At 65.4% G+C, this 23,975-nt stretch carries 16 protein-coding genes; 10 read left to right on the plus strand and 6 right to left on the minus strand.

Annotation, left to right across the window (positions count from 1 at the left end; all coding sequences use genetic code 11):
- Positions 1-291 precede the first annotated feature (291 nt).
- Positions 292-1,173 carry a beta-1,6-N-acetylglucosaminyltransferase gene (locus AC1RMG_RS00675; protein ID WP_236204116.1) on the minus strand — a complete coding sequence of 294 codons (882 nt, stop codon included), beginning with the start codon at positions 1,171-1,173 and terminating at the stop codon, positions 292-294.
- 213 nt (positions 1,174-1,386) lie between these two features.
- Positions 1,387-1,923, minus strand: coding sequence for a GNAT family N-acetyltransferase (locus tag AC1RMG_RS00680; RefSeq protein WP_125062888.1), 537 nt, complete (start codon positions 1,921-1,923; stop codon positions 1,387-1,389).
- Between the two features lie 266 nt (positions 1,924-2,189).
- Between AC1RMG_RS00680 and AC1RMG_RS00685 the strand changes: the two genes are divergently transcribed.
- On the plus strand, positions 2,190-3,098 hold the full coding sequence (locus tag AC1RMG_RS00685) for a hypothetical protein (protein ID WP_401334001.1): 909 nt from the start codon (positions 2,190-2,192) through the stop codon (positions 3,096-3,098).
- Between the two features lie 100 nt (positions 3,099-3,198).
- Positions 3,199-3,897, plus strand: a complete 699-nt coding sequence (locus AC1RMG_RS00690) for a pentapeptide repeat-containing protein (RefSeq protein WP_072444810.1) — start codon at positions 3,199-3,201, stop codon at positions 3,895-3,897.
- On the opposite strand, the gene AC1RMG_RS00695 is transcribed toward AC1RMG_RS00690, so the two are convergent.
- Entirely contained in the window at positions 3,898-4,815 is a 918-nt protein-coding gene (locus AC1RMG_RS00695; RefSeq protein WP_493167967.1) for a LysR family transcriptional regulator, read from the minus strand.
- A gap of 95 nt (positions 4,816-4,910) precedes the next feature.
- Between AC1RMG_RS00695 and AC1RMG_RS00700 the strand changes: the two genes are divergently transcribed.
- The 3 genes from AC1RMG_RS00700 to AC1RMG_RS00710 all read left to right on the plus strand — a co-directional run bounded on the left by AC1RMG_RS00700 (position 4,911) and on the right by AC1RMG_RS00710 (position 8,302).
- On the plus strand, positions 4,911-6,137 hold the full coding sequence (locus AC1RMG_RS00700) for an MFS transporter (protein WP_011060435.1): 1,227 nt from the start codon (positions 4,911-4,913) through the stop codon (positions 6,135-6,137).
- 2 nt (positions 6,138-6,139) lie between these two features.
- Positions 6,140-6,964 carry a hypothetical protein gene (locus AC1RMG_RS00705; protein ID WP_011060436.1) on the plus strand — a complete coding sequence of 275 codons (825 nt, stop codon included), beginning with the start codon at positions 6,140-6,142 and terminating at the stop codon, positions 6,962-6,964.
- A gap of 102 nt (positions 6,965-7,066) precedes the next feature.
- Positions 7,067-8,302 (plus strand): MFS transporter, encoded by a 1,236-nt coding sequence (locus tag AC1RMG_RS00710; protein WP_065363496.1) that lies wholly within the window; start codon positions 7,067-7,069, stop codon positions 8,300-8,302.
- A 71-nt stretch (positions 8,303-8,373) separates the two neighbouring features.
- Here AC1RMG_RS00710 and AC1RMG_RS00715 read toward each other — a convergent pair whose 3' ends face one another.
- A complete protein-coding gene (locus AC1RMG_RS00715) occupies positions 8,374-9,309 on the minus strand; it encodes a LysR substrate-binding domain-containing protein (protein WP_011060438.1) in 936 nt (311 codons plus the stop codon).
- A 166-nt stretch (positions 9,310-9,475) separates the two neighbouring features.
- On the opposite strand from AC1RMG_RS00715, the gene AC1RMG_RS00720 reads away from it, so the two are divergent.
- The 4 genes from AC1RMG_RS00720 to aepX all read left to right on the plus strand — a co-directional run bounded on the left by AC1RMG_RS00720 (position 9,476) and on the right by aepX (position 14,055).
- On the plus strand, positions 9,476-10,705 hold the full coding sequence (locus tag AC1RMG_RS00720) for a pyridoxal phosphate-dependent aminotransferase (protein WP_123430351.1): 1,230 nt from the start codon (positions 9,476-9,478) through the stop codon (positions 10,703-10,705).
- Positions 10,706-10,824: 119 nt separating this feature from the next.
- Positions 10,825-11,655: a hypothetical protein gene (locus tag AC1RMG_RS00725; protein ID WP_011060440.1), complete on the plus strand. Its 831-nt coding sequence runs from the start codon at positions 10,825-10,827 to the stop codon at positions 11,653-11,655.
- An 81-nt stretch (positions 11,656-11,736) separates the two neighbouring features.
- On the plus strand, positions 11,737-13,122 hold the full coding sequence (gene fumC, locus AC1RMG_RS00730; RefSeq protein WP_093406083.1) for a class II fumarate hydratase: 1,386 nt from the start codon (positions 11,737-11,739) through the stop codon (positions 13,120-13,122).
- A 42-nt stretch (positions 13,123-13,164) separates the two neighbouring features.
- On the plus strand, positions 13,165-14,055 hold the full coding sequence (gene aepX, locus AC1RMG_RS00735; protein WP_011060442.1) for a phosphoenolpyruvate mutase: 891 nt from the start codon (positions 13,165-13,167) through the stop codon (positions 14,053-14,055).
- Between the two features lie 352 nt (positions 14,056-14,407).
- On the opposite strand, the gene AC1RMG_RS00740 is transcribed toward aepX, so the two are convergent.
- A complete protein-coding gene (locus AC1RMG_RS00740; protein ID WP_493167969.1) occupies positions 14,408-15,838 on the minus strand; it encodes an efflux transporter outer membrane subunit in 1,431 nt (476 codons plus the stop codon).
- A 59-nt stretch (positions 15,839-15,897) separates the two neighbouring features.
- Complete coding sequence (locus AC1RMG_RS00745; RefSeq protein WP_011060444.1) at positions 15,898-16,698, minus strand: helix-turn-helix transcriptional regulator; 801 nt, start codon at positions 16,696-16,698, stop codon at positions 15,898-15,900.
- A gap of 594 nt (positions 16,699-17,292) precedes the next feature.
- Here AC1RMG_RS00745 and ofaA point away from each other — a divergent pair.
- Positions 17,293-23,658 (plus strand): orfamide A non-ribosomal peptide synthetase OfaA, encoded by a 6,366-nt coding sequence (ofaA, locus tag AC1RMG_RS00750; RefSeq protein WP_493167971.1) that lies wholly within the window; start codon positions 17,293-17,295, stop codon positions 23,656-23,658.
- Positions 23,659-23,975: the final 317 nt, after the last annotated feature.

The following is a 23,975-nucleotide window of genomic DNA, read 5'->3' on the forward strand; positions in this document are numbered from 1 at the left end:
AGGCCTTTTATGTCAGAAGTTTTTTATAATGAAATCAAGCTCTGTTGTGACTTTGTTGCGGACGAACTGTCCGACCTTTGCCTGTCGGGTTACGATCTTTGGCGAGGAATTTGTGACTGAGCATGCTCTAACGAATTAACCCGAATCTGTCTTTACAGTTGCATTTCAGTGAACAGGTTCGTCCGCCATGCATTGTCAGGCTGTTTTCGGCTAAGGTAGTTTGTGCGATACCAATCACCTCGTAGCAGTTAATTCTGATTTTCTCTCAGGCCCCATGCTCATTTTTTAAAATCATTTGTTAATGAATGACATCATGAACTCCTTGCTGGCATCTTTATGTATCTTTCTAGCTAGGAGCATATTGCTATTTGTGATCTTGTCGAAGTCTTCGTTCGTTAGTACTCTTGGGTACTCTGGTCCGCTAATCCAGTCAATGTACCTCATGGCATTGCTTCTTAATTCTTTGTTGTTGTAGATCAAATTGTCATCGCTTGACTTTATGATAGTATGAAAAAAGATTTCATCTGCACAAATTGACTTTTCGAACATCGAAAAATACCAGTCGTGAGAAGAGATGAAATCCAGGATATAGCCAGTGGTATATTCTGTCAGGCCAAACCAATTTGTACCTTTATACATGGTTGGGGTTTTGTAGAGGTTTGAAAAATAGCTCTTGTTTTTAAAGAGATATTCTCTTGTCAGACGATGGAGTACCCTCAAGGCTCTGGATTTTATATCTCTGCTTCGACTGAAAAAAACATCGGTGTACTTATATTTTACCCGCTGGTGAGGGTCGATGTAGGCTCCTCTTTCATCTTGGTAGTGTATGAGGTTGTAGCCTGCATTTTTTGTTAGAAATTCGTTGAATTGGCTGTTTGTTTGTATGGGGATGTCGTCGCCGGACAGTAGGAAGAAGTAATCATATTGATATTTTCTTGAGAATTTCATCAGGTTCAAGGTGGCTTCTATTTGGGAAACCCCTCCCCATTTCACATCAACTCTATCTTCAATTAATATTACATTTTCCTTTTTCAGGAATTCAAAGTCGTGAATTGCGGATTTTTTGTCGACATGGATTAATATAGTGTTGTCATCAAATGATGAGAAATAGTTGACTGTGTGTATTAATGGATTTGTTACTTGGTGGCAGGTTATTGCTAATACTTTTTTCATGTGCATACTCGAAAATCAATAGCTTGCTATCAGACTTGTGTTTGTTCGCGATAAATCTACAAAAGCAAGCTTTATTCCGGTCCTTGTTAGGGAGATAGCAAGCTACCTTCTGCCCGGGTTTTGCTGAATAAAGCGCACTCCGGGCCCTTGTCATGGCCAGGAATAATAACTTTTTCTATCAGAGTTGTAAGGTCATGTCACCCGCGAGAGGGGTTAAAGCTGTTCCTTGAATGCCGCTCGTTCAACCTTGAAAAACAGATTCTCCTGAGTACCGCCATTCACCTGCTTCAGGACGGTGTGCGACAACTGCCCGCCGATTTTCTCCATGGCTCGCTGTGAGCGGATATTCGAACCCGCAACATGGAACCAGACGGTGTCGACCCACTGAAAGGCGTGCCCGAGCATCAGGTACTTGAGTTCCTTGTTGGCACTGCCCCCCCATTTTTCGCGCGCCAGAAAGGTGTAGCCGATGGCAACTTCACGCTGGTCCTCGTTGAACTCGTAGTAGCGGGAGCTGCCTGCAACCTTACCGCTGTCGCGGTCAATCACGATCAGGGTGCTCCTGGCCGCCAGTGCGTCGTCGAACCATTGGCGAAATACCGGCTCCTGATAGCGGGTCGAGCTTTGGTGCTGAGCCCAGATCAAGGGGTCGCAGGCGACGCCATACAGCGCCGCGAAGTCCACGGCCTCAAGTGGGCGCAGTTCAAGTGATTCACCAACGAGCAGGGGCGAGAGGGGCAGCGATTGCATCAGTGGTCTCCAAAGGGCGAATGCATCTGTTTCGTTGCGCGAGGCTTGCTGGATGAGCAATATGCTCCGGTTGCATCACGGCCATGCGGGAGCCGGAACCTTAACAAGGCTCTGGCAGGCCTGAATAGCGCGGCACGGCTGCTGTTGGCCGCGAGTATCCCTGATCGGCCTGTGGCGCATCACCTGGTCAACCCCGCGCAATACTCAACAAGAGCGCGAGCGCTCTGAGCACATCAATGGATGGCAATGCGACGATGAAATACCCCATGAGCCTGTTGGCATGCACGCTCTTACTGGCCTCGCCCGCGTGGGCGCAGGGCAAGCGGGTGATTCCGGGTAGCGAGCAGGTCGAGGCGGGTTATCTCTCGTCGCAATTGTTGCTGAAGCCCTGTACGGACGTGACGACGCTGGGCTTCAGCGCGGACGACAGCGCCCTGCACGATGCCGCCGCCGCGCGCCAGGCCTTGCCTGCGGGAACCTGCAACGACGCAGCGCTGGTGGAGAAACTGTTCAAGGCGCGCTTTGTGCAGTACGGCTCGATCACGCAGGTGTTCACCCCGTGGCAATTGGCACGGCAGGTCGACAGGCAGAACCGCGCCATCAGCCGTTGCCCGGATACCCAATGCCTGGGCCGCGAGCTGGATGCAGTGATTGCCGCGCTGGCGCCGGTGTATCTCGGCGCCCGCCGGGCCTGGCCCAGGGGCAAGGGGCTGTGCGCCAGCGAGCCGGTGGACAGCCCGGCGAACCAGGCCCTGGCGGTTCTGGGGGCCGACACCCGTCAGCAGATCAATGCGCAATGCGCACAGGAGGGGGTGATTGCCACAACCTGCCACGGCCCCCATGGCCAATTGCTGTTCTTGAGCTGTGGCATGAGCGGCAATCAGGTCAACTCAAGCCAATGGCTTTATCGTGCCGGCAAGGCACACGCCGAGCCGCTGTTCGCCGTCGAGGATGGCCCCCTGGGCGTACTGGCGACTTCCTGCAACGGCATGCCCGACCTGATGACCAGTGCACGGGTCAGTGCCGGGGAGCACAACGACACCTTCTACCGGTACGACGGCAAGGCCTATCAGCAGGTGTATTCCTACATCAGCACCTTTGTCGGTATCGATGCCAACGGCAATGACCTGGCCATCGCCCAGGCCGGCGCACTGGCCAAGGTCGCGTGCCGCTAGGGGGCGCGCATTGCTCACAGCGCGCGGCAAAGATCAAGATTGACCTCCCTGGCCGACGCCCAGAAGATGCGGCCCTTCGTATCCAGTCTCGGGAGAGGGCATGCAGGCTCATGACGCTTACTTCACTATCGACGCCGAGGCGCTGCAGGACCGCTCCCTGGCCGAGCTGGCCGCCGGGCAGCCGCTGCCGCTGCGCTGCGCAGGGCTGGACCTGAGCGGCCAGGACCTGTCCCGCATCAGCCTGCCCGGCGCCTGGTTCGAACGCTGCCTGCTGACCGGCGCCGATCTCACCGCGGCCAACCTGATCAATACCCGCTGGACCAGCTGCCGCGGCGGCCAGGCCAACCTGCGTTCTGCAGTGCTTACCGATGCCCGTTTCGAACGCTGTGACCTGAACAACACGCAATGGCAGCGCAGCAAGGTGGCCCATGCAAGCTTTGATGGCTGCAAGCTCACCGGCGCCCACTTCGGCGACGTGTCGGCCCTGGGCCTGAGCTTTTCCGACTGCCTGCTCAACAGCGCCATGCTCTCGGGTATCTCGTTCTACAAGTCGCAGTTGCACAACATCGATTTCAGCGAAGCCGACCTGACCTACTGCGACTTTCGCAAGGCGGTGTTTGTCGACGGCGGCAGCCTGTCCATGGCCCGGGTCAACAATGCCCGCTTCGATGACGCCGACCTGCGCGAAGCCAGCCTGCATGGGCTGCGCCTGGTGGATGCCAAGCTGTTCAAGGGGGCGATTATTTCCCGCAGCCAGGCCGGCATGCTCCTGGCCGGGCTGGGCCTGACCGTGCTCTGACTAGAGCCCGGCCGCTGCGGGTTGGGCTTGCAGCAATTCGTCGAGCACCCCCATGAAGGCTTCCACCAACTGGCTGCGGCCCTGCTTGCGGGTCAGTACCAGCAACTGGGCGGTGGCGCTGGGGTCGGCGAGGGGGCGGTAAGTCACGCCTTTTTTCGCCAGGGTCTGGGTGCAGCGGGGCACCAGGGCAATGCCCTGGCCGGCGGCGACCAGGGCGATGATCGAGGTGATCTGCCGGCCGCTGGGGCCCGGGCGCAATGGCAGGCCGTTGCGTCGGTAGAGTTGTTCGATGGCTTCGTTGAGCCCCGAGCCGTAGTCGGCGGGAAACAGGATCAGCGGATGCTCGCTAAGCTCGGCCAGAGTCACTTGTGCCTGCGCGGCCAGGGGGCTGTCGCTGGAGATCGCCGCCACCAGCGGTTCGTCCCCCAGGGACAGGGACTGGATATCGCTCTGCTCGCTCGGCGGTTGCATGCGGCTCATGCCGATGTCGATGCGCCCGTCGACAATCTGCGACCACTGGCTGACCGAAGCACCTTCCACCAGGGTCAATTGCACGTCCGGGAAGCGCTGGGCGAAGGCCTGGATCGCCTGGCTGAACAGGTCCGAGAGGGCGATGGAACTGGCGTAGCCCAGGGCCAGTTGCCCGGCGCAACCTGCAGCCAGCTTGCCGGCCATGACCTGGGCCAGGTCCACCTGTTCCAGCACGGCCCGGGCGTACGGCAGGAAATGCCGGCCATGGGCGGTGAGGGTCACGGTGCGGCTGGTGCGGTCGAACAGGCGAAACCCCAGTTCGGTTTCCAGGGCCGAAATCTGCCGGGTCAGCGGCGGTTGCGCCAGGTGCAGGCGCAGGGCGGCGCGACCAAAATGCAGCTCTTCGGCGACCGTCAGAAAATAACGCAACTTGCGTAGATCGAGCATCCTGTTCCCTGGGTATTGATCGGTCGGAATTCGGTATTGGTCTTGGCTTGGCGACGTATTTTATAAAGGCCTTTGGTCATAAAACGAGAGGTTTCATGAATTCGCGTCAGCATTGTGCGCGCATCGCCCTGTTTCTGTGTGGTTGTGCGGCATTTCTCAACCTGTATGCGACCCAGGGCATTCTCCAGGAATTTGCCCAGAGCTTTCAGGTGAGCATCCGGGAAGCCGGCTGGAGCATCACCGTCACCACCCTGGCGGTGGCCCTCACTGCGCCCTTTGTCAGCCGCTTTACCGGGCGTTTCGATCAGCGCCGGGTGATTGTGGTGGCCGCGCTGTTGCTGGCGGTGCCGGCGGGGCTGGCGGCCTATGCCGGCAGCTTTACCCAGCTGCTGGTCTGGCGCCTGGTGGAGGGCATGCTGATCCCGGTGGTGTTCGCCACCAGCGTGGCCTACATCGGCGACCGCTGGAGCGGCGGCACCGTGACCGAAGTCACCAGCCTGTATGTCGCCGGCACCGTGCTGGGCGGCTTTGCCGGGCGTTTTGTCACCGGTTTCATGACCGAATACGTGGGCTGGCGCGAAGCCTTTGCCTTGCTCGCGGGCCTGAGCCTGCTGATCGGGGTGGCCATTCATTTGCTGCTGCCGGCCAACCCGCCCCTGACCGCGCCCCGGGCATCCGGCGGCCTCAGTGCCCTGCGCGAGCTGTGCCGGCGGCCCTTGCTGGCAGCCTACGGCGTGGGCTTCTGCGTGCTGTTCTCGCAAGTGGCCACCTTTACCTACGCCGGGCTCTACCTGAGCCAGGCGCCGTTCGATCTGGGGGCTGCTGCCCTGGGCGCGATCTACAGCGTGTTCCTGCTGGCCCTGGTGGTGATCCCCATCGCCGGGCGCCTGAGCAAGTCGCGGCCCCAGGCCGAGCTGCTGGTGGCTGCGGCGTTGCTCGGGGTCTGCGGTTCGGCCCTGACCCTGCTGCCGTCGCTGTGGCTGATCGTGCTGGGCCTGGCCCTGAGTTCCACCGGAGTGTTCCTGGCCCAGGCCGCCGCCAACTCCTTTACCACCGCCACCGCCCGCCACAACAAGGCCGGCGCCGTGGGCCTGTACCTGACCTGCTACTACCTGGGCGGCAGTTTTGGCGCCGTGGTCCCGGCCCTGCTCTGGAGCCACTGGGGCTGGCAGGGCTGCGTGGCGCTGATCGTGCTGTTCCAACTGCTGTCGCTGCTGATTGCCTGGGGCGGCTGGAAGCCCCTCGAACCCCAAACCCCGGTCGCGGCTCGCGAACCGTCCAACCCGATAGATTCATCATCCAACAAGGAATACGTGAGGTGACCATGAATAACGTACTGACCCGGCAGAGCCAGTTGCTGAAGATTGTCGAACCTGTGTTGAACGACATGCCGGCCAGTGTCTTGAAGCATGCGCTGTTCGAGGCGTTCTGGAGCGAAGAGGGCGCCCTGGTGGACATCGAGCATGCCTTCGAGAAGCTCACCTCCCGTCGCCACGAGCCGGCGGTGCTGCGCAAGTTCTTCGCCAGCTGGTCGAAGACCAACAACTCCGCCACCAGTGTGTCCGGGCTGGCCAACCGCATCACCTTGCTGGCCCGCTCCGGGCAGGGCTCGGAAGCCGCCGACGGCCTGTACCGGGCCTGCGGCAGCCTGCAGCGGATCACCGATGAAGACCTGGGCGCCCTGGGCAATACCCTGCATTCGGACCTGTTCTACAACATGGCCACGCCGATCTGCGGCGATGACCAGTGGCTGCTCAAGGAAAACTGCCTGCCCTCGGCCCAGGGCTTCAAGGACTGGACGGATTTTCGCCGCCTGCGTGACCGCGACCTGCTGCAGGGCCTGCTGACCACCCTGATCCACGAGGTCTACACCCACGGCGAAGTGGAGTTCATCCACCCGCTGTACAAGCAGTGGTTCGTCCGCGACATGGGGGTGCCGGCAGAGAAGGCGCGCACCACCGTGGCCTGGGTCACGGTGCACACCGGCGGCACCGAGAGCAATCACTTCGCCCATGCGGTGGCGGCGGTCAACGAGTTCGTCGATGCCATGCAGGTGCGGGTCGACCCGCAGGCCGCGCGGGAAATCTTCGCCGAATACCTGCAGCGCAAGGCTCGGGTAATGCGCGACTGTGCCCAGCTGTTGCGTTGATGGCTCCGGCCCGGCCCCGGCAACGGGGCTTGTGGCTGACCCAGGCTCGCCTATCCTGTTGCTGATTGACCCTTCCTTTTCATTTTGCAGCCTGCCTCGACAATGAATGACCTGAACCATCACGCCTCCCCGGAGGCATTGCCGGCGTCCGATGTGTCGGTGCGCCGCCGTTCCCTGGTGGCCGGTTGCGGCGCCCACGCGGTGCATGACGGCCTGACTGACGTGATCTATGTACTGCTGCCGATCTGGCAGGCGCAGTTCGCCATGAGCTACGCCCAGATCGGCCTGCTGCGCGGTGCCTATTCCGGGATGATGGCCGGCTTCCAGTTGCTGGCCAGCCGTGGAGCCAAGCGCTGGGGGCGCGAGCGCCTGCTGGTGGGTGGCACTGCCCTGGCCGGGCTGGCCTACCTGCTGGCGGGGCAGGCCGGGGGGCTGGGGGTGCTGCTTCTGGCGCTGCTGCTGGGCGGCCTGGGGGCCAGTACCCAGCACCCGCTGGCGTCTTCGATCATCACTGACACCCACGAGGCTGGCGGCGGGGTCAAGGAAGCGCTGTCCCAGTACAACTTCGCCGGGGACATCGGCAAGACCCTGATTCCCGGGTTGGTGGGGCTGCTGCTGACCGTGATCAGCTGGCGTGCCAGCGTGACCCTGATCGGCCTCCTGGGGCTGGCCGCTGCGCTGGCGCTGTGGTGGCTGATCCCGTCCCGGGCGGCGACCCTGGCCATGCAGGAAAAGGCGCCGAAGACGGTCAAGGGCCAGGGCTCGGTCGGCGGCCTGCGGGCACTGATCCTCACCGGCACCCTGGACAGTGCGGTACGCATGGGTTTCCTGACCTTCCTGCCGTTCCTGCTCAAGGCCAAGGGCGCCGGCACCGCCGGTATCGGCCTGGCCCTGACCCTGCTGTTCGTCGGTGGCGCTTTCGGCAAGCTGCTGTGCGGTTACCTCGGGGCGCGCATCGGCATGATGAAGACCGTGTGGATCACCGAGTTCACCACCGCCAGCCTGATCGTGCTGGCGGTGTTCCTGCCCTATGTGGGGTTGATGGTGATGCTGCCGCTGCTGGGGCTGGCGCTGAACGGCACCTCGTCGGTGCTCTATGGCGCGGTGCCGGACCTGGCGGGGGCGGGCAAGCGCGAGCAGGCGTTCTCGCTGTTCTACACCGGCACCATCGGCGGCGGGGCACTGGCGCCGGTGCTGTTCGGCAGCCTCGGCGACGTCACCGGGATTCCCCTGGCGGTGATGGCCCTGGCCGCGACCCTGCTGCTGACCCTGCCGCTGTCCTGGTACGTGCAGCGTGGCCTGGACGCCGACGCCCGATCCTTGCCCAGCCCCGGCTGAGGTCCCGCCAATGCCCTGAAAGCGCAGGCCCGGAGCGGGATTGTCCGGGCCTGCTGCTTGCTGGTGGAGCGCTAGCCGCGCAGGCGCCATTCGGGCCCCGCGGCAGGGGCCGGCAGCGGCGCTGCCAGGGTCCTGGCCAGTTCGACGAAGCGCTCCAGGCAGCGCGACCCCAGGGGCGTGCGCCAACTGACCGTCTGTTCCAGCACATAGGGCTCGGCCAGCGGCACATAGACCACCCCGGGACGCTGCAGGGTCGCGGTGTAGTCGGGCACCACGGCCACCCCGCGCTCCGCCGCCACCAGGGACACCAGGGTGGTCATCTGTGACGCCGTGGGCCCCAGGCGCGGGATGATCCCGCTGTGGGCGCAGAGGTCCTCCAGGGCGGTGTTCAGGGCCGATCCGTAGGCGCTGGGAAAGGTCACGAAGGATTCCCCCGCCAGTTCGCAAAACCCCAGGCTGCTCCTGCCGGCGAAGGCGCTGCGCGACGGCACCGCCACCACCAGGGAATCGCGCGAACTCACCAGCGACTGCAAACCGTGGGCCGGCAAGTTGGGCGCCCCCCAGCCAAAGCCGATATCCAGGCTGCCATCGATCAACTGCTGGCGCTGGCTGGCGGTGGACACCTCGCGAAACGCCAGCTCCACCTCCGGCAGGCTGCGGCTGGTGTTGCGGATCATCTCGGAGAAAGCGTTGGACAGGGGAATCGAGCTGGCATAGCCGATGACGATACGGCCGATGGCGCCATGGGCGATCTTGCGCGCGGTGGCCTCGGCCTCGCCGACGGCACTGATCACCCCCCGGGCCTGCTGCAGGAACAGTTCGCCCTCCGGGGTCAGGCACACGGTGCGGGTCGAGCGTTCGAACAGGCGGATGCCCAGGCGCGCCTCCAGGGCGGCGATATGCCGGGTCAGCGGCGGTTGGGCGATCCGCAGGCGCAGGGCGGCGCGGCCGAAGTGCAATTCATCGGCAACGGTGACGAAATAACGCAGACGACGGAGCTCTAGCATTTCTTGTTTTTCCAGTATCAATCACGACGCAAACAGTATTGGCCGCTATTTGCGACTGTCATCAGAATGTAAGACGACCAGCCTAGACCAGCTTTCCAGGTTGCCGGAGGCGCATGGGTACAGGCTCGGTCCACTCTGTTTTCCGATTGTTTTCGCAGGTACAAAAATGACAAGCAGCGAAGCCACGGCCGTCCGTTTTTCCTTGTCCCAGCGTGCGCTGGGCCTCAGTGCTCCAGGCACCTCGAGCATGCGCAGCAAAGCCAACGCCCTGAAGGAAAGCGGGATCAAGGTGATCAATTTCGCCGCCGGCGAATTGTCCTTCGATGCCTGCGAGGACATGCGCGCCGGGGCCATCGAAGCCATCGCCAATGCGCGCAACCGCTACACCCCGCCCATCGGCCTGCCGGCCCTGCGCGAGAAGCTCGCGCAACGGGTCAGCCAGCGCACCGGGGTGGAGTTCGCCGCCAATGAAGTGGCGGTCACCGCCGGGGCCAAGCAAGCGCTCTACAACGCCTGCATGGTGCTGCTCAACCCCGGGGACGAGGTGATAGTGCCCACCCCGTACTGGGAAACCTTTCCCACCCAGATCCGCCTGGCCGGCGCCACCCCGGTGTGCGTCCAGACCCGCGCCGACCACTACCGGCTGACGGTGGACGCGGTGCGTGGCGCGCTCACCGAGCGCACCCGGATGATCGTCATCAACACCCCCAACAACCCCACCGGCACCGTCTATGAACGCGAGCAACTGCTGGCCATCGCTCAGTTGGCCCAGGAGCGGCAACTGTGGGTGATGTTCGATGAGTGCTATCGCGGCCTGGTGCGCGAAGGCCGCGAGCACCACAACATCCTGGCGCTGTGCCCGGCATTGAAAGGGCAGACGGTGCTGATCGATTCCTTCTCCAAGAGCCAGGCGGTGACCGGCTGGCGGGTCGGCTACGCCTGCGCCCCGGCGCCGGTGATCGCGGCCATGCACAACCTGCAGGGGCACACCACCTCAAACCCCAGCAGCCTGTCCCAGTACGCCGCGCTCAATACCCTGAACGCCGATTCGTCGCACTTTGCCGACCTGGTCAACCCGTTCCTGCAACGCCAGCTGCACGCCGCACGCACCTACCTCGACCGCCTGGAAGGGGTGAGCTATGCGCCGCCGGAAGGCGCCTTCTACCTGTATATCGATGTCTCTTCCCGGCTCGGCGGCTACTACCACGGCGAAGCAGTGCGCGATGTGGATCACCTGGCCGACCTGCTGCTGACCGAGGCGCACATCGCGGTGGTGCCCGGCTCCGGTTGTGGCGACCCCCACTGCATCCGCATTTCCTACGCCGTGGAATATGAGGAACTGATCGAGGGCCTGGGCCGTTTCGCCCAGTTCATCTCGGCGATCGTCATCGACTGAAGCGGCTCCCGGCAGCCCAGCCCCCAGGGGATCAAGCCCGTTCCCGAGCCCGCCGTGGCCCGGGCCGGCGTCGTTCATCTTGTTGTCCGTGAAGTGAAGAACAATTACAGGAGAAAAACATGGAGAGTTCCCGCAAGGCGTTCATCGGCTACGTGCACCAGGCCCTGGTGGATGTCGAGGACCGCAACCTGGTGGAGGCCCTGCTGACGGGCTTTGAAAACCACCCCGACAAGCTGGACGGCTACTGCCTGACCTACCAGCGCATGACCTCGCGCAAGTGGTCCGAGGACTCGCTGTGCACCTTTTTCTGCGGCTGGCGCAGCCCGGATGGCGCGGCTCATGCGGTGTCCAGCATCATCGTGCGGCTGCTGCAGGAGTCCGAGGACCTGCCCGGTGATGACAACAAGCTCAAGCTGCTGGAGGCGGCCCGGCACTGCGGCGAGATCATCGTCGAGGACGTCGGCCTGGGCGAGATGCACGGCCATCCCCACCATTCCAAGCTCTACCACCGCATGGCCTCGGCCATCTGCGGCTCGGACAACTGGCGCCTGCAGGACAAGTACCTGAACCCCATCACCAAGGAGTTCTCCACCTGGGTCGGCGAGAAGCGCCCGCTGGCCCCGAACCTGGTGGAAGCCCTGGAGATGATGGCCCTGACCGAGCTGTTCAACACCGGCGAGTACAACCTGATGACACCGCTGTGGAAGAACTGGCTGCGCGAATCCTGCGGTTACCCCGCCGGGGAAGCCAACCGCATCGCCGGCTTCCTCAGCGTTCACTGCGGCGCCGTCGAGGCCCGGCATTTCCGCCACGCCACCGACGCCCTGAAGCTCTACACCCAGGCCACCGGCCAGCAGGTCAACTACCGGCGCATCGCAGCGCTGTCCGATGAGTACGTGCTGCGCGCCTGCCAGCACCTGGAGAAGATGGCCTCCGTACTCAAGGAATAAGCGCCTGCCAACCAGGCCGGGCAGGGCGCCTGCCCGGCACCGCAGGCCGGACCCTCATTCATTTATTGGAGAACTACCCACATGCGTCTTGAATCCGACTCGATGGGTTCCATTTCGGTACCGTCCAACAAGTACTGGGGAGCCCAGACCGAACGCTCCATCCACAACTTCCCCATCGGCCGTGCACGTTTCCAGTGGGGGGCGCCGATGATCCGCAGCATGGGCATCCTGAAGAAGGCCGCGGCCCTGGCCAACCTCAAGCTCGGCGAGCTGCCGGAAGCCATTGCGCTGCCCATCGTCAAGGCGGCGGATGAGGTGATCAGCGGGCAACTGGACGAGCATTTCCCGCTGGTGGTGTTCCAGACCGGTTCCGGCACCCAGTCCAACATGAACGCCAACGAAGTGATCGCCAACCGGGCCATCGAGATGCTCGGCGGCGAGCTGGGCAGCAAGAAGCCGATCCACCCCAACGACCACGTCAACCGTGGCCAGTCGTCCAACGACACCTTCCCCACGGCGATGTACATGGTGGTGGTGACGGAGATCTTCGAAACCCTGCTGCCGGGCGTCTCGGTGCTGCGCGACACGCTGTTCGAGAAGGCCGAGCAGTACCGCGATGTGGTCAAGGTCGGACGCACCCACTTGCAGGACGCCACCCCCATCACCCTGGGCCAGGAGATCGGTGGCTGGGTCGAGCAGATCGACTACGCCCTGGCGGCCATCCAGCACAACCTCACCGGCCTCTACGACCTGGCCATCGGCGGCACGGCGGTGGGCACCGGGCTCAACTCCCACCCGCAGTTCGGCGACGAGTGCGCACGAATCATCGCCGAGCTCACCGGCTACCCGTTCAAGTCCTGCGCCAACAAGTTCTTCGCCCTGTCGGCCCACGATGCCCTGGTCAACACCTCGGCGGCGATCCGCACCCTGGCCATGGCCCTGATGAAGATCGCCAACGACGTGCGCTGGCTGGCCAGCGGGCCGCGCTGCGGCATCGGCGAGATCGACATTCCAGAGAACGAGCCGGGCTCCTCGATCATGCCGGGCAAGGTCAACCCGACCCAGTGCGAGGCGCTGACCATGGTCTGTACCCAGGTCTTCGGCAACGACGCCACCGTGGCCTTCGCCGGCAGCCAGGGCAATTTCCAGCTCAACGTCTACAAGCCGGTGATGGTGCACAACGTGCTGGAAAGCATCACCTTGCTGGCCGAGTCCTGCCGGGCCTTCAACGACCACTGCGCGGTGGGCATCGAGCCGAACCGGGCGCGCATCGAGGCCAATATCGAGAAGAACCTGATGCTGGTGACCGCCCTCAACCGCCACATCGGCTATGACAAGGCCGCGATCATCGCCAAGACCGCCCACCACGAGGGCAAGTCGCTGCGGGAAGTGGCCCAGCAGCTGGGCTATGTCTCGGCGGCGGATTTCGACCGCTACGTGGTGGCCCTGGACATGACCCACCCCTGAGCGAACCCGGTGCTCCCCAACCACAAGAGGCGTGTGAATCCCATGCAGGAAGCTGATATTCGCCGAACCAACCTGAGCCAGTTGCTGCGCCGCAAGCGCTGCCTTCGCGTGCTCGAAGCCCACAGCCCGATCTCCGCCCTGCTGGCGGAGCAATCCAGGCTGGAGCGGGGCAGCGGACCGAGCCTGGTCTACGACGCCATCTGGTCCAGCTCCCTTACCGACTCGACCCACAAGGGCCTGCCGGACATCGAGATCCTCTCGCCGAGCAACCGCTTGCACGGCATCCGCGAGATCTTCGATGTGTGTTCGTTGCCGATGATTTTCGACGGCGATACCGGGGGCAAGGCCGAGCACTTCGCCATCCACGTGAAGATGCTGGACCGGGCCGGGGTCTCGGCGGTGGTGATCGAGGACAAGTGCGGGCTGAAGAAGAACTCGCTGTTCGGCAACGCGGTGAGCCAGCTCCAGGACTCCATCGAGGAGTTCTGCGAAAAGATCCGCGTGGGCTGCGCCAACCGCAGCCACGAGGATCTGCTGATCATCGCCCGTTGTGAAAGCCTGATCCTCGACAAGGGCATGGACGATGCCATCGAGCGCTGCCTGGCCTATGTCGCGGCCGGCGCCGACGGGATCATGATCCACAGCCGCAAGAAGGACGGCCTGGAGATCCTCGAGTTCGCCCGGTTGTTCCGCCGCCACTGCCCGCGGGTGCCGCTGATCTGTGTGCCCACCAGCTACGCTCACTTGAGTTTCGACGAGCTGGAGGGGGCCGGCTTCAACGCGGTGATCTACGCCAACCACATGCTGCGCAGTGCCTACATGGCCATGCGTGATGTGGCGGTGGGGATTCTCGAGCATGGCCGGACCCTGGAGGTGGAGCCGCGGTGCCTGGGCATCGACGAGATCCTCGACCTGGTGCCGGGCACCCGTTAGGCACTCGCGGCCAACCCCCTTCGCAGGGCCGTGGAACGGGCGTGCTTTATCCGATTCCACTCCGAGATTCGGAACGTTCTGAATTCAGAATTTTCCTACAGACGCTGTGGGGGGCGCTGTCTAGACTCGCTCCCCGTTCGCCCGGCCAGCTACCACAGGCAACACGCTGAATGGCGGTGGTTGGTCAGGGCGGGCTGCAACACGGCTGTACCTGCCTGCCCGGTCCATGTTTCGCCTACTGCCCAGGCTGACCGGGTTGGTTCTACAGCGTGGGGCACTCATGGCCCCGGTCCCCGCATCCCCTCAACATCTCATCGCTCCAGCCCCCTGATACCTGGCCATCGCCAGTGGCTCAGGGCAAGGTCTGGGCGCGGGCCAGGCTCGGTGCCTGCGCGCCATCCTCCCAGGCACCACCCAGGGCCCGGAACAGATTTACCTCGGCCAGCAACTGCGCCAGGCGGTCGTTGATCAGCCCTTGCTGGGCGCTGAACAGCGAGCGCTGGGCATCGAGGAACACCAGGTTGCTGTCGACGCCGATGCGGTAGCGGTGCTCGGCCAGGTTGTAGTAGTCCTGGCTGGCCTGCACCAGGCTGTGCTGGGCACTCAGTTGCTGCTGGAAGGTCTGGCGCGCGGCCAGGCCGTCGGCGACCTCCTGGAAGGCGGTCTGGATGGCCTTTTCATACTGGGCGACGCTGATGTCTTTCTGTAGCCGGGCGTAATCCAGGCTGGCCCGCAGGCTGCCGGCATTGAAGATCGGCAGGTTGATCTGCGGCTGGAAGGTCCAGGCCCCGGCACCACCCTTGAACAGCCCGGACAGCTCCTTGCTGGCGCTGCCGGCGTTGGCGGTCAGGCTGACGCTGGGGAAGAACGCTGCACGGGCCGCGCCTATATTGGCGTTGGCGGCCTGCAACTGGTACTCGGCCTGGAGAATGTCCGGGCGCCGCTGCAGCAGGTCCGAGGGCAGGCCCGCGGGCACCTGGGCCAGCATGCCTTCAGCCAGCCCGCGCCGGGGCAGGGTGTCGGGCAGCGGCGCCCCCACCAGCAGCGTCAGGTTGTTCAGGTCCTGGGCCACCTGGCGCTGGTAGCGGGCCAGGCTGGCGCGGGCACTGTCGACGCTGGTGCGGGCCTGGGCCACATCCAGGGCCGAGATCTTGCCGGCGCTGCCATTGCGGGCGGTCAGGCGCAGGCTCTGTTCGTCCGCGGCCAGGGTCTTGCGGGTCAGCTCCAGCAACTCCTGGTCGGCACACCAGCTCAGGTAGGCCGTGGCGACATTGGCCACCAGGCTCAACTGCGCGCTGCGCCGTGCCTCTTCGCTGGACAGGTAGGTCATCAGCGCCTGCTGGCTGAGGCTGCGGATGCGCCCGAAGAAGTCCAGCTCATAGGCACTGATGCCCAGGTTGGCGGAGTAGCTGGAGCTGATCAGTGCCTTGCTGCCGGTCATCTGTTCCGGCAGGCGCTGGCGCTTGCCCGAGACGCCGGCGCTCACCGCCGGGAACAGGTCGGCACGCTGGATGCGGTACTGGGCCTGGTAGGCCGCGACATTCAGCGCCGCCACTCGCAGGTCGCGGTTGTTCTGCAGGGCGCTGTGAATCAATTGCTGCAGCAACGGGTCCTGGAACAGTCCCTGCCAGTCGGCCCCCGGGTTGCCGGCAGCGGGGGCGAAGGCTGCGCCCTGTGGGTACTGGGGCGCCACGGGAGCGGTCGGGCGCTGGTAGTCCGGGGCCAGGGAGCAGCCGCCGAGGGCCAGGGCCAGGGCCGCCAGGGTCAGTGGGGAATTACGCATTGATCAGCCTCGTGACAAGCACATCCTGATGGCGGACAGCCAGGGGCGTGCGGGCGGTTTCAGGCGCCGACCATCCACTTGGCCAGCCCGTGACGGCCGCTGACCCCGAGCTTGGCGGCGGCGCGCTTGAGGTAGGTTTCCACCGAGCTGTTCTTGACGCTCAGGCGCTGGGCCATTTCCGGCACGGTGCCGCCGGTCAGCAACCCCAGGCAGACTTCCTTTTCCCGCGCCGAGAGGGTGATGTCGCCCAGGGACAGGCGCTCATCGAACTCCCGTTGCAGCGGTGTCTGCTGCAAGGCATCGGCGGGCTTGGCACTCCAGCTGCGCAGGTTCTTCAGGGCCTGTTGCCGGTGCAGCTGGGCGTGGCGTTCCAGCAACGGCAGCAGGGTCTGCGACAGGCTCTTGAGAAACGACAGTTCGGACAGGGAAAAACCGCCCTGGTCGGGAGCCCGGTAGAGGGCGATGACACAGCGGCGATTGGCTTTGCGCGAGACCAGGTGGCATTGGTGCGCGGTGGTGCGGGAAGGGCCGCTGCGGGCCTGGGCATTCATTTGAATCAGCAGCGAGTCGTCCATTTCCAGCATTTGCTGCAGCAGCGGGTCATGGCGTCGCGGCGGCTCCGGCAGTGGCAGGTCCTTGTGCAGCCCGGCGCGCCCCAGCAGGGTAATGGCCAGGGGGCTGGCCTGGCGTTCGTCCAGGGTCCATTCGCTGAGTACCAGTTGGGTCAGAGGCACCAGCTTGTCCACCAGTTGCAGCATTTCGCTGGCGAACTGCGGGTGGCCGGAGCTGGAAATCAACTGCCCCAGTTCGAAGTAGAAGTGCGGGGTTTCCAGGTTCGCAATACTGCTGGTCAGACTCATATCCTTATCATCCTTGATCGAGACAAATCGCTGATCGACGCGCGCTTGCCGCGGCATGCCGTGGCAGATTCCCGATGAACCTGATCCAGTTCCCGGGCGTTGATTTAAGCCTATGGCTTTGCCTGGCGTCTGTAGGGGGAAACCGGGACATCATGGCCCTGCCAGGGCCTCGCCAAGGCTCTGGGTCAAGCCCTTGCGACGGCCCCGTCGCGCCCGCCGGCGGGGTGTTTCCCGGCGTCAAGGTTGCCCGAGGGGCAAGCCTGCGGTGGAACGCAAAAGCCCTCCGCAGGCCATGAGCGTCGTTCACGCGTAGCCAATTTCCTACAGCCGATTCAGCTGATCAGCAGAGCTGCTGCAACAGCCCGGCGCGGTGCTGCCCGAGGTGGCCGACCGGGGCCGGAACTGTCCGGGTTTCGGGTGACATACAGGCCCTGGGGCCGATGCTTAAATCCGCGGACGCCGGTGCCCGGGCCCATCACATGAGAAGGATCTTATGACGCATTTTTCCGCCGCAGCCGTGGGCGCTTTCGTCGCGCCAGTCACCCCAGCCAGCCACTGCCCGCCATGGGCCGGGCACCCCGCCCGGGGGCGCGCATGAACGCCGGTCCGGTACAGGCCCGGGGCCTGCCGCTGACCGCCGGGCAGCGCGATATCTGGCTCGACCAACTGAGCCGGGGCGACTCGCCGCTGTACAACATCGGCGGCTATGCCGTGCTCAAGGGGCCGTTCCGGCCCGAGCTGATGCAGCGCACCGTGGAGCTGCTGGTGGACAAGCACGACGTGCTGCGCACGGTGCTGTCCCTGGAGGGCAGCGTCGACGGCCTGCCCTTGCAGCACTTCGACCGGCAGTGGCCGGTGGAGCTGGTGTTCCATGACCTGTCCGCGGCGGCCGATCCGCTGGCGGCGGCCCAGGCGCAGATCCGCCGGCAGATGCAGCAGGCGTTCAAGCTCGACGGCGAACGGCTGTGCCGCTTCTCGCTGTTCCGGGTGGGCCCCGAGCATCACCTGATGGAAGTCGAGGCCCATCACCTGATCCTCGACGGCTGGGGGTTCGCCCAGCTGTCCCAGTCCCTGGGCGGGCTCTACAGCGCCCTGGCCAGCGGCGAGGAGCCCCAGGCCACGGCGCCGTCCTTTGTCGACTTCATCGAGGACGACGCCCGCTACCACCAATCCAGCCGCTATGCCCGGGACCGCGACTACTGGCTGGACAAGTACCAGAGCCTGCCGGAGCCGGTGCTGCGCCCGCGCTACCGGCCCGCCGCCGACGCCGCGACCCCGGGGGCGACCCTGGTCCAGGCGTTCCCCGCGGCCTTGCACGAACGCATGAAGGCCCTGGGCAAGAGCACCGGGGCCTCGGCCTTTCATGTGCTGCTGGCGGCGCTGCATGTGTACTTCACCCGCACCCTGCAACGGGACGAATGGGTCCTGGGCATGCCGGTGCTGAACCGCCCCAATGCGGCCTTCAAGGTGACCCTGGGTTCCTTCACCCAGGTCAGCGCGGTGCGCATGGACTTCGGCCGCGAACTGAGCTTCGAGGCCCTGGTGGGGGCGGTGCGCGATGTACTGAAACAGGACTTCCGCCACCAGCGCTTTCCCCTGAGCGAACTCAACCGCGCCCTCGGCCTGCTGCGCGAAGACCGCGCGCAGCTGTTCGAGCTGTCGCTGTCCTACGAACTGGAAGACCTGGACTACCGCTACGGCGAGGCGGCGGCCTCATCGGTGAAAGTCTCCAACCGCCACGAGCCCACGCCCCTGGCCATCCACCTGCGCAGCAACAGCTTCGATGACAGCGCCTGGATGCACTACGTCTACGACTCGGCGTATTTCCAGCCCGAGGAAATCGAGGCCCTGGCCGCGCGCCTGCTGCATGTGCTGGAGCAGGGGCTGGACAATGTGCAACTGCCGGTGGCCCGCTTCTCCCTGCTGCCTGCCGCCGAGCTGCGCCGCTTGCAGGCCTGGAACGCCAACGAACAGCCAGCCGCCGCCGAACAGCGGATTCACGCCCGGGTTGCAGCCTGGGCCCGGCGCACGCCCCAGGCCATTGCCCTGGTCGCCCAGGGCCAGGCCCTCAGCTATGAACAGCTCGACCGCCGGGCCAACGCCCTGGCCCTGCACCTGCGCGAGCTGGGAGTGGGGCCGGATGCGCGGGTGGCCATCGTCGCCCGGCGCAGCCCGGAAACCCTGGTGGGGCTGCTGGCGATTCTCAAGGCCGGCGCGGGCTATGTACCCCTGGACCCGGCCCATCCGGCTGAGCGCCTGGCCTTCCTGCTGCACGACAGCGCACCGCGGGCGGTGTTGACCCAGGGCGCCCTGCGCCAGTGCCTGCCGACGCTGAACGTGCCGCTGATCGACCTCGACAACGGCCAGTGGCTGGATGGCCCGGGCGAGATTGCCGAGGCCGCCGGGCTGACCGCCGAGCACCTGGCCTACGTGATCTACACCTCCGGCTCCACCGGCCAGCCCAAGGGCGTGATGGTGGAGCACCAGAGCCTGTCGAACCTGGTGGACTGGCATGGCCGGGCTTTCGACCTCCAGGCTGGCAGCCACACCTCATGCCTTGCCGGTTTCGGCTTCGATGCCATGGCCTGGGAAGTCTGGCCGGCCCTGTGCGCCGGGGCGACCCTGCACCTGGCGCCGGTCAGCGACGGCCCCGAGGAGCTGGACCGCCTGCTGGCCTGGTGGCGCGCCCAGCCGCTGGAGGTGAGCTTTCTGCCGACCCCGGTGGCCGAGTACGCCCTCAGCCAGCAACTGGGCCACCCGACCCTGCGCACCTTGCTGATCGGCGGCGACCGCCTGCGCCAGTTGCCTGCTGACCCCGGGTTTGCCGTGATCAACAACTACGGCCCCACCGAGGCCACGGTGGTCGCCACTTCCGGGGCCATCGAGGCCGGGCAGGCCCTGCATATCGGCCGGCCCATCGCCAATACCCGGATCTACCTGCTGGATGAACAGCAGCAACTGCTGCCCATCGGCGTGCCCGGCGAGCTCTATGTGGGCGGTGGCGGGGTGGCCCGGGGTTACCTCAACCGCGATGGGATGAACGCCGGACGCTTCCTTGCGGACCCCTTCAGCGACCGTCCCGGCGCGCGCATGTACCGCAGCGGCGACCTGGCTCGCTGGCGGGAGGACGGCAGCCTGGAATACCTGGGGCGCAACGACGATCAGGTGAAGATCCGCGGCCTGCGCATCGAGCTGGGGGAAATCGAGACCCGCCTGGGGGATCACCCGGCAGTGCGCGAGGCGCTGGTCCAGGCCCGGGACGGCCAGTTGCTGGCCTGGTTCATTCCGCGCCAGGCGGTCACGGCCCTGCAACTGCGGGAATTTCTGCGCCAGCAGTTGCCGGAGTACATGTTGCCCATGGCCTACGTACCGCTCGACGCCTGGCCGCTGACCGGCAACGGCAAGCTGGACCGCCGGGCGCTGCCGGCGCCGGGGCCCGAGGACCTGATCAGCCGCGCCTACGAGGCGCCCCAGGGCCCGCTGGAAATCACCCTGGCCGGGCTCTGGAGCGAGCTGCTGCAGGTGGAGCAGGTGGGCCGCCACGATCACTTCTTCGAACTGGGCGGGCATTCGCTGCTGGCCCTGCAACTGATCCAGCGCATGGCCCAGGCCGGCCTGCAGGCCGATGTGCGGGTGCTGTTCGGCCAGCCGACCCTGGCCAGTCTCGCTGCGGCGGTGAGCACCGGGCAGGTCGTCGAGGTCCCGGCCAACCGCGTTCCGCCCGACTGCCAGCGCATCACCCCGGCGATGCTGCCCTTGGTGGAGCTGGACCAGGACAGCATCGACCGGGTGGTGGCCTGCATCCCCGGCGGCGCTGCCAATGTGCAGGACATCTACCCCCTGGCGCCGTTGCAGGAGGGCCTGCTCTATCACCACATGACCGCCGCCCGCGATCCCTACCAGCAGCACGCGCTGTTCGCCTTCGCCCGGCGCGAGGACCTGGACGCCTTCGCTCTGGCGCTGCAGGCAGTGATCGAGCGCCACGACATCCTGCGCACCAGCCTGGTCTGGGACGTGCTGGAGCAGCCGCTGCAGGTGGTCTGGCGCCAGGCCCGGCTGACGGTGCAAGAGTGGCAGGCCGGGCCCGGCGGCCATGTAGCGGAGCGCCTGCGCGAGCACTTCGACCCGCAGCACAACCCGCTGGATATCCGCCAGGCGCCGATGCTGGCCCTGGCCTGGGCCGAGGACCGGGCCAATGGGCGCTGGATCGGCCTGCTGCGCTTCCATCACCTGGTCAACGACGCCACCAGCACCGCGGTGCTGCTGGCGGAAATCGCCGCCCATGTGCAAGGCCGGCAAGCCAGCCTGGCGCCGGCCTATGCCTACCGTGACTACGTGGCTCGCACGCGCCAGGGGCAGGGCGCCCACAAGGCGTTCTTCGAGGCCGGCCTGGGCACGGTGGACGAGCCGACCCTGGCCTTCGAACTGCAGGAACGGCCCGGGGAACAACTGGACCTGCAGCACGCCAGCGGCCTGCTGGAAGCCGAGCTTGGCCAGCGCCTGCGGACCCAGGTGCGCCAGCTCGGGGTCAGCGCCGCCAGCCTGTTTCACCTGGCCTGGGCCCTGGTACTGGGGCGTACCAGCGGCCGTGAGGACGTGCTCTTCGGCAGCGTATTGCTGGGCCGCCTGCAAGCGGGGGCGGGGGCCGACCGGGCCCTGGGCATGTTCATCAACACCTTGCCACTGCGCCTGGAGCTGGCGGGGCTGACGGTGGCCGAGGGGCTGGGCCAGGCCCAGCAGCGCCTCAGTGCCTTGCTTGCCCACGAGCAGGCGCCGCTGTCCCTGGCCCAGCGCTGCAGCGCGGTGGCGGCGCCGACTCCGCTGTTCAATGCCTTGCTCAACTATCGCCACAACCTCGGCGGCGACCTGTTGCAGGGTTTGCCTGGGGTCGAGTTGCTGAGCAGCGAAGAGGTGCTCAGCTACCCGCTGATGCTGGCGGTGGACGACCTGGAACCGGGGTTCCGCCTGGGCTGCCGGGCCCCGCGGCGGATCGGCGCGCAACGCCTGCTGGGCTACCTGAGCACCGCTCTCGAAGCGCTGGTGCTGGCCCTGGAACAGGCGCCGCAGACGCCGTTGCACAGTCTGTCGATCCTGCCGCCGGTGGAGTCGCGCTACCTGCTGCAAACGCTCAATGCCACCCGTTCGCAATACCCGCGGGAGCTGACCCTGCATGCCCTGTTCGAAGCCCAGGTGCGGCGCACGCCCGAGGCCATTGCACTGCAGGCCGGCGCGCGGCAACTGAGCTACCGGCAGCTCAACCAGCGCGCCAACCAGCTGGCCCATTACCTGCGCGAGCAGGGGGTGGGGCCGGATGTGCGAGTCGGGCTCTGCGTGCAGCGCAGCCCGGAACTGCTGATCGGCCTGTTGGGCATCCTCAAGGCCGGCGGTGCCTATGTGCCCCTGGACCCGGACTACCCGCTGGAGCGCCTGCGCTACCTGGTGCAGGACAGCCAGCCACTGGCGGTGCTGGTGCACCAGCCGACCCGCGAGCTGCTGGGCCCGCTGCCCCTGTCGCTGATCGACTTCGACCGCAGTACCTGGGAGCAGGCGCCGCAGCATGATCCCGTGGTGGCAGGGCTGACGGTTTCGCACCTGGCCTACGTGATCTACACCTCGGGTTCCACCGGTACACCCAAGGGGGTGATGGTGGAGCACCGCGGCCTGGGCAACCTGATGCACTGGAGTTCGCAGCTGTGTGGCGAGCGGGCCCGGGGCACCCTGCTGCAAAAGGCGCCGTTCAGCTTCGACGGCTCGGTCTGGGAGCTGTTCTGGCCCCTGGTCACGGGCATGCGCCTGTTGCTGGCGCGGCCCGACGGCCAGCGCGATCCGCTGTATCTGGCGCAATTGGTGCGCGAGGAGCAGGTGAGCATGATCAAGTTCGTGCCGGCCATGCTCCTGCAATTTCTGCAGCTGGAAGAGGCCGGCCAGTGCCACAGCCTGACCGATGTGTTCTGCGGTGGCGGCGAGCTGACCGAGGCGATTGCCCGGCTGTTCCGCCAGCGCCTGCCCGGAGCCCGTTTGCACAACGTCTACGGCCCCACCGAGGCCACCGTGGACAGCAGCGCCTGGACCCTGGAGCCCGGGGCAGCGTTGCCGCCGGTACAACTGCCGATCGGCAAGGCCATCACCAACACCCGGCTGTATGTGCTGGATGCCCATGACCAGCCGGTGCCCCAGGGCGTCAGCGGCCAGCTGCACATTGGCGGGGTCGGGGTTGCCCGGGGTTACCTGGGCTTGCCGCAGTTGCAGGCCGAGCGCTTTATCGACAGCCCCTTTGTCGCCGGCGACCGGCTGTACCGCAGCGGTGACCGGGTGCGCTACAACGCTGACGGCGACCTGGAGTTCCTCGGGCGCAACGACTTCCAGGTCAAGCTGCGGGGCCTGCGCCTGGAGCTGGGGGAAATCGAGGCGCGGCTGGCCAGCCACCCGGCCCTGCGCGAGGTGGCGGTGCTGATGCGTGGCGAGCGCCTGGTGGCCTATTTCAGCCTGCACCCCGGGGTGGCGGCGCCGGGGATCGAGGCGCTGCGGGCCCATGTCCTGGAGCGTCTGCCGGAGTACATGGTGCCGGCAGCCTATGTGCAACTGGCGGCGCTGCCCCTGAGCGCCAACGGCAAGCTGGCGCGCGATGCACTGCCGGAGCCGGGCCTGGAAGCGGTGCTGAGCCGCGATTTCGAGCCGCCCCAGGGGCCGCTTGAAACCACCCTGGCGCGGCTCTGGGCCGAGGTGCTGCAAGTGGAGCGGGTAGGGCGCCACGACCACTTCTTCGAACTGGGCGGGCATTCCCTGCTGGCGGTCAGCCTGGTGGCGCGGATGCGCCAGGAAGGCCTGCACGCCGATGCCCGCCTGTTGTTCAGCCAGCCGACCCTGGCGGCGCTGGCGGCCCATACCCTGGGCCAGTTGCAGCGCCTGGAAATCCCCGCCACCACCATCCCCCAGCTCAAGCGCCAGCGGCGTCTCTGAGGCCGCTGCAAGTGCTTTTCCCCGCGCCGGCCCCAGGGCCGGCGCGGGCCGTGGTGCCTCAGCGGGACAGGCCCCGCGCCATGTCCCGGCTTCCCATGTCAGCCCCGCTGCGGCGGATGTTTTAGCGTCTGCGAGCTGCCAGCAAGCCTGGCGGGCTCACTGTCCCTGGTGCTTTTTGCGCAACGGCGCGACAGCCCCGCGCGGTGCCTGGCAGCGGCGCTTGTCGCCCGTCCGGGCAGCGGGGCGCCGGTGAAAGGTTGCATCTGAAACAAGGACGTTCTCTTCAACCGTTTCCGAATTCTCAGGCAGGTTACAAG

The organism is Pseudomonas sp. GW822-FHT04H02, from assembly GCF_058800645.1.

What these genes read in the sequence shown, in the direction of transcription:
- AC1RMG_RS00680 (WP_125062888.1), bottom strand. Translation starts at nt 1,923, where the DNA reads ATGCAATCGCTGCCCCTCTCGCCCCTGCTCGTTGGTGAATCACTTGAA.
- AC1RMG_RS00685 (WP_401334001.1), top strand. Translation starts at nt 2,190, where the DNA reads ATGAGCCTGTTGGCATGCACGCTCTTACTGGCCTCGCCCGCGTGGGCG.
- AC1RMG_RS00740 (WP_493167969.1), bottom strand. Translation starts at nt 15,838, where the DNA reads ATGCGTAATTCCCCACTGACCCTGGCGGCCCTGGCCCTGGCCCTCGGC.
- AC1RMG_RS00710 (WP_065363496.1), top strand. Translation starts at nt 7,067, where the DNA reads ATGAATGACCTGAACCATCACGCCTCCCCGGAGGCATTGCCGGCGTCC.
- AC1RMG_RS00700 (WP_011060435.1), top strand. Translation starts at nt 4,911, where the DNA reads ATGAATTCGCGTCAGCATTGTGCGCGCATCGCCCTGTTTCTGTGTGGT.
- fumC (WP_093406083.1), top strand. Translation starts at nt 11,737, where the DNA reads ATGCGTCTTGAATCCGACTCGATGGGTTCCATTTCGGTACCGTCCAAC.
- AC1RMG_RS00720 (WP_123430351.1), top strand. Translation starts at nt 9,476, where the DNA reads ATGACAAGCAGCGAAGCCACGGCCGTCCGTTTTTCCTTGTCCCAGCGT.
- aepX (WP_011060442.1), top strand. Translation starts at nt 13,165, where the DNA reads ATGCAGGAAGCTGATATTCGCCGAACCAACCTGAGCCAGTTGCTGCGC.
- AC1RMG_RS00725 (WP_011060440.1), top strand. Translation starts at nt 10,825, where the DNA reads ATGGAGAGTTCCCGCAAGGCGTTCATCGGCTACGTGCACCAGGCCCTG.
- AC1RMG_RS00675 (WP_236204116.1), bottom strand. Translation starts at nt 1,173, where the DNA reads ATGAAAAAAGTATTAGCAATAACCTGCCACCAAGTAACAAATCCATTA.
- AC1RMG_RS00695 (WP_493167967.1), bottom strand. Translation starts at nt 4,815, where the DNA reads ATGCTCGATCTACGCAAGTTGCGTTATTTTCTGACGGTCGCCGAAGAG.
- AC1RMG_RS00715 (WP_011060438.1), bottom strand. Translation starts at nt 9,309, where the DNA reads ATGCTAGAGCTCCGTCGTCTGCGTTATTTCGTCACCGTTGCCGATGAA.
- AC1RMG_RS00690 (WP_072444810.1), top strand. Translation starts at nt 3,199, where the DNA reads ATGCAGGCTCATGACGCTTACTTCACTATCGACGCCGAGGCGCTGCAG.
- ofaA (WP_493167971.1), top strand. Translation starts at nt 17,293, where the DNA reads ATGAACGCCGGTCCGGTACAGGCCCGGGGCCTGCCGCTGACCGCCGGG.
- AC1RMG_RS00745 (WP_011060444.1), bottom strand. Translation starts at nt 16,698, where the DNA reads ATGAGTCTGACCAGCAGTATTGCGAACCTGGAAACCCCGCACTTCTAC.
- AC1RMG_RS00705 (WP_011060436.1), top strand. Translation starts at nt 6,140, where the DNA reads ATGAATAACGTACTGACCCGGCAGAGCCAGTTGCTGAAGATTGTCGAA.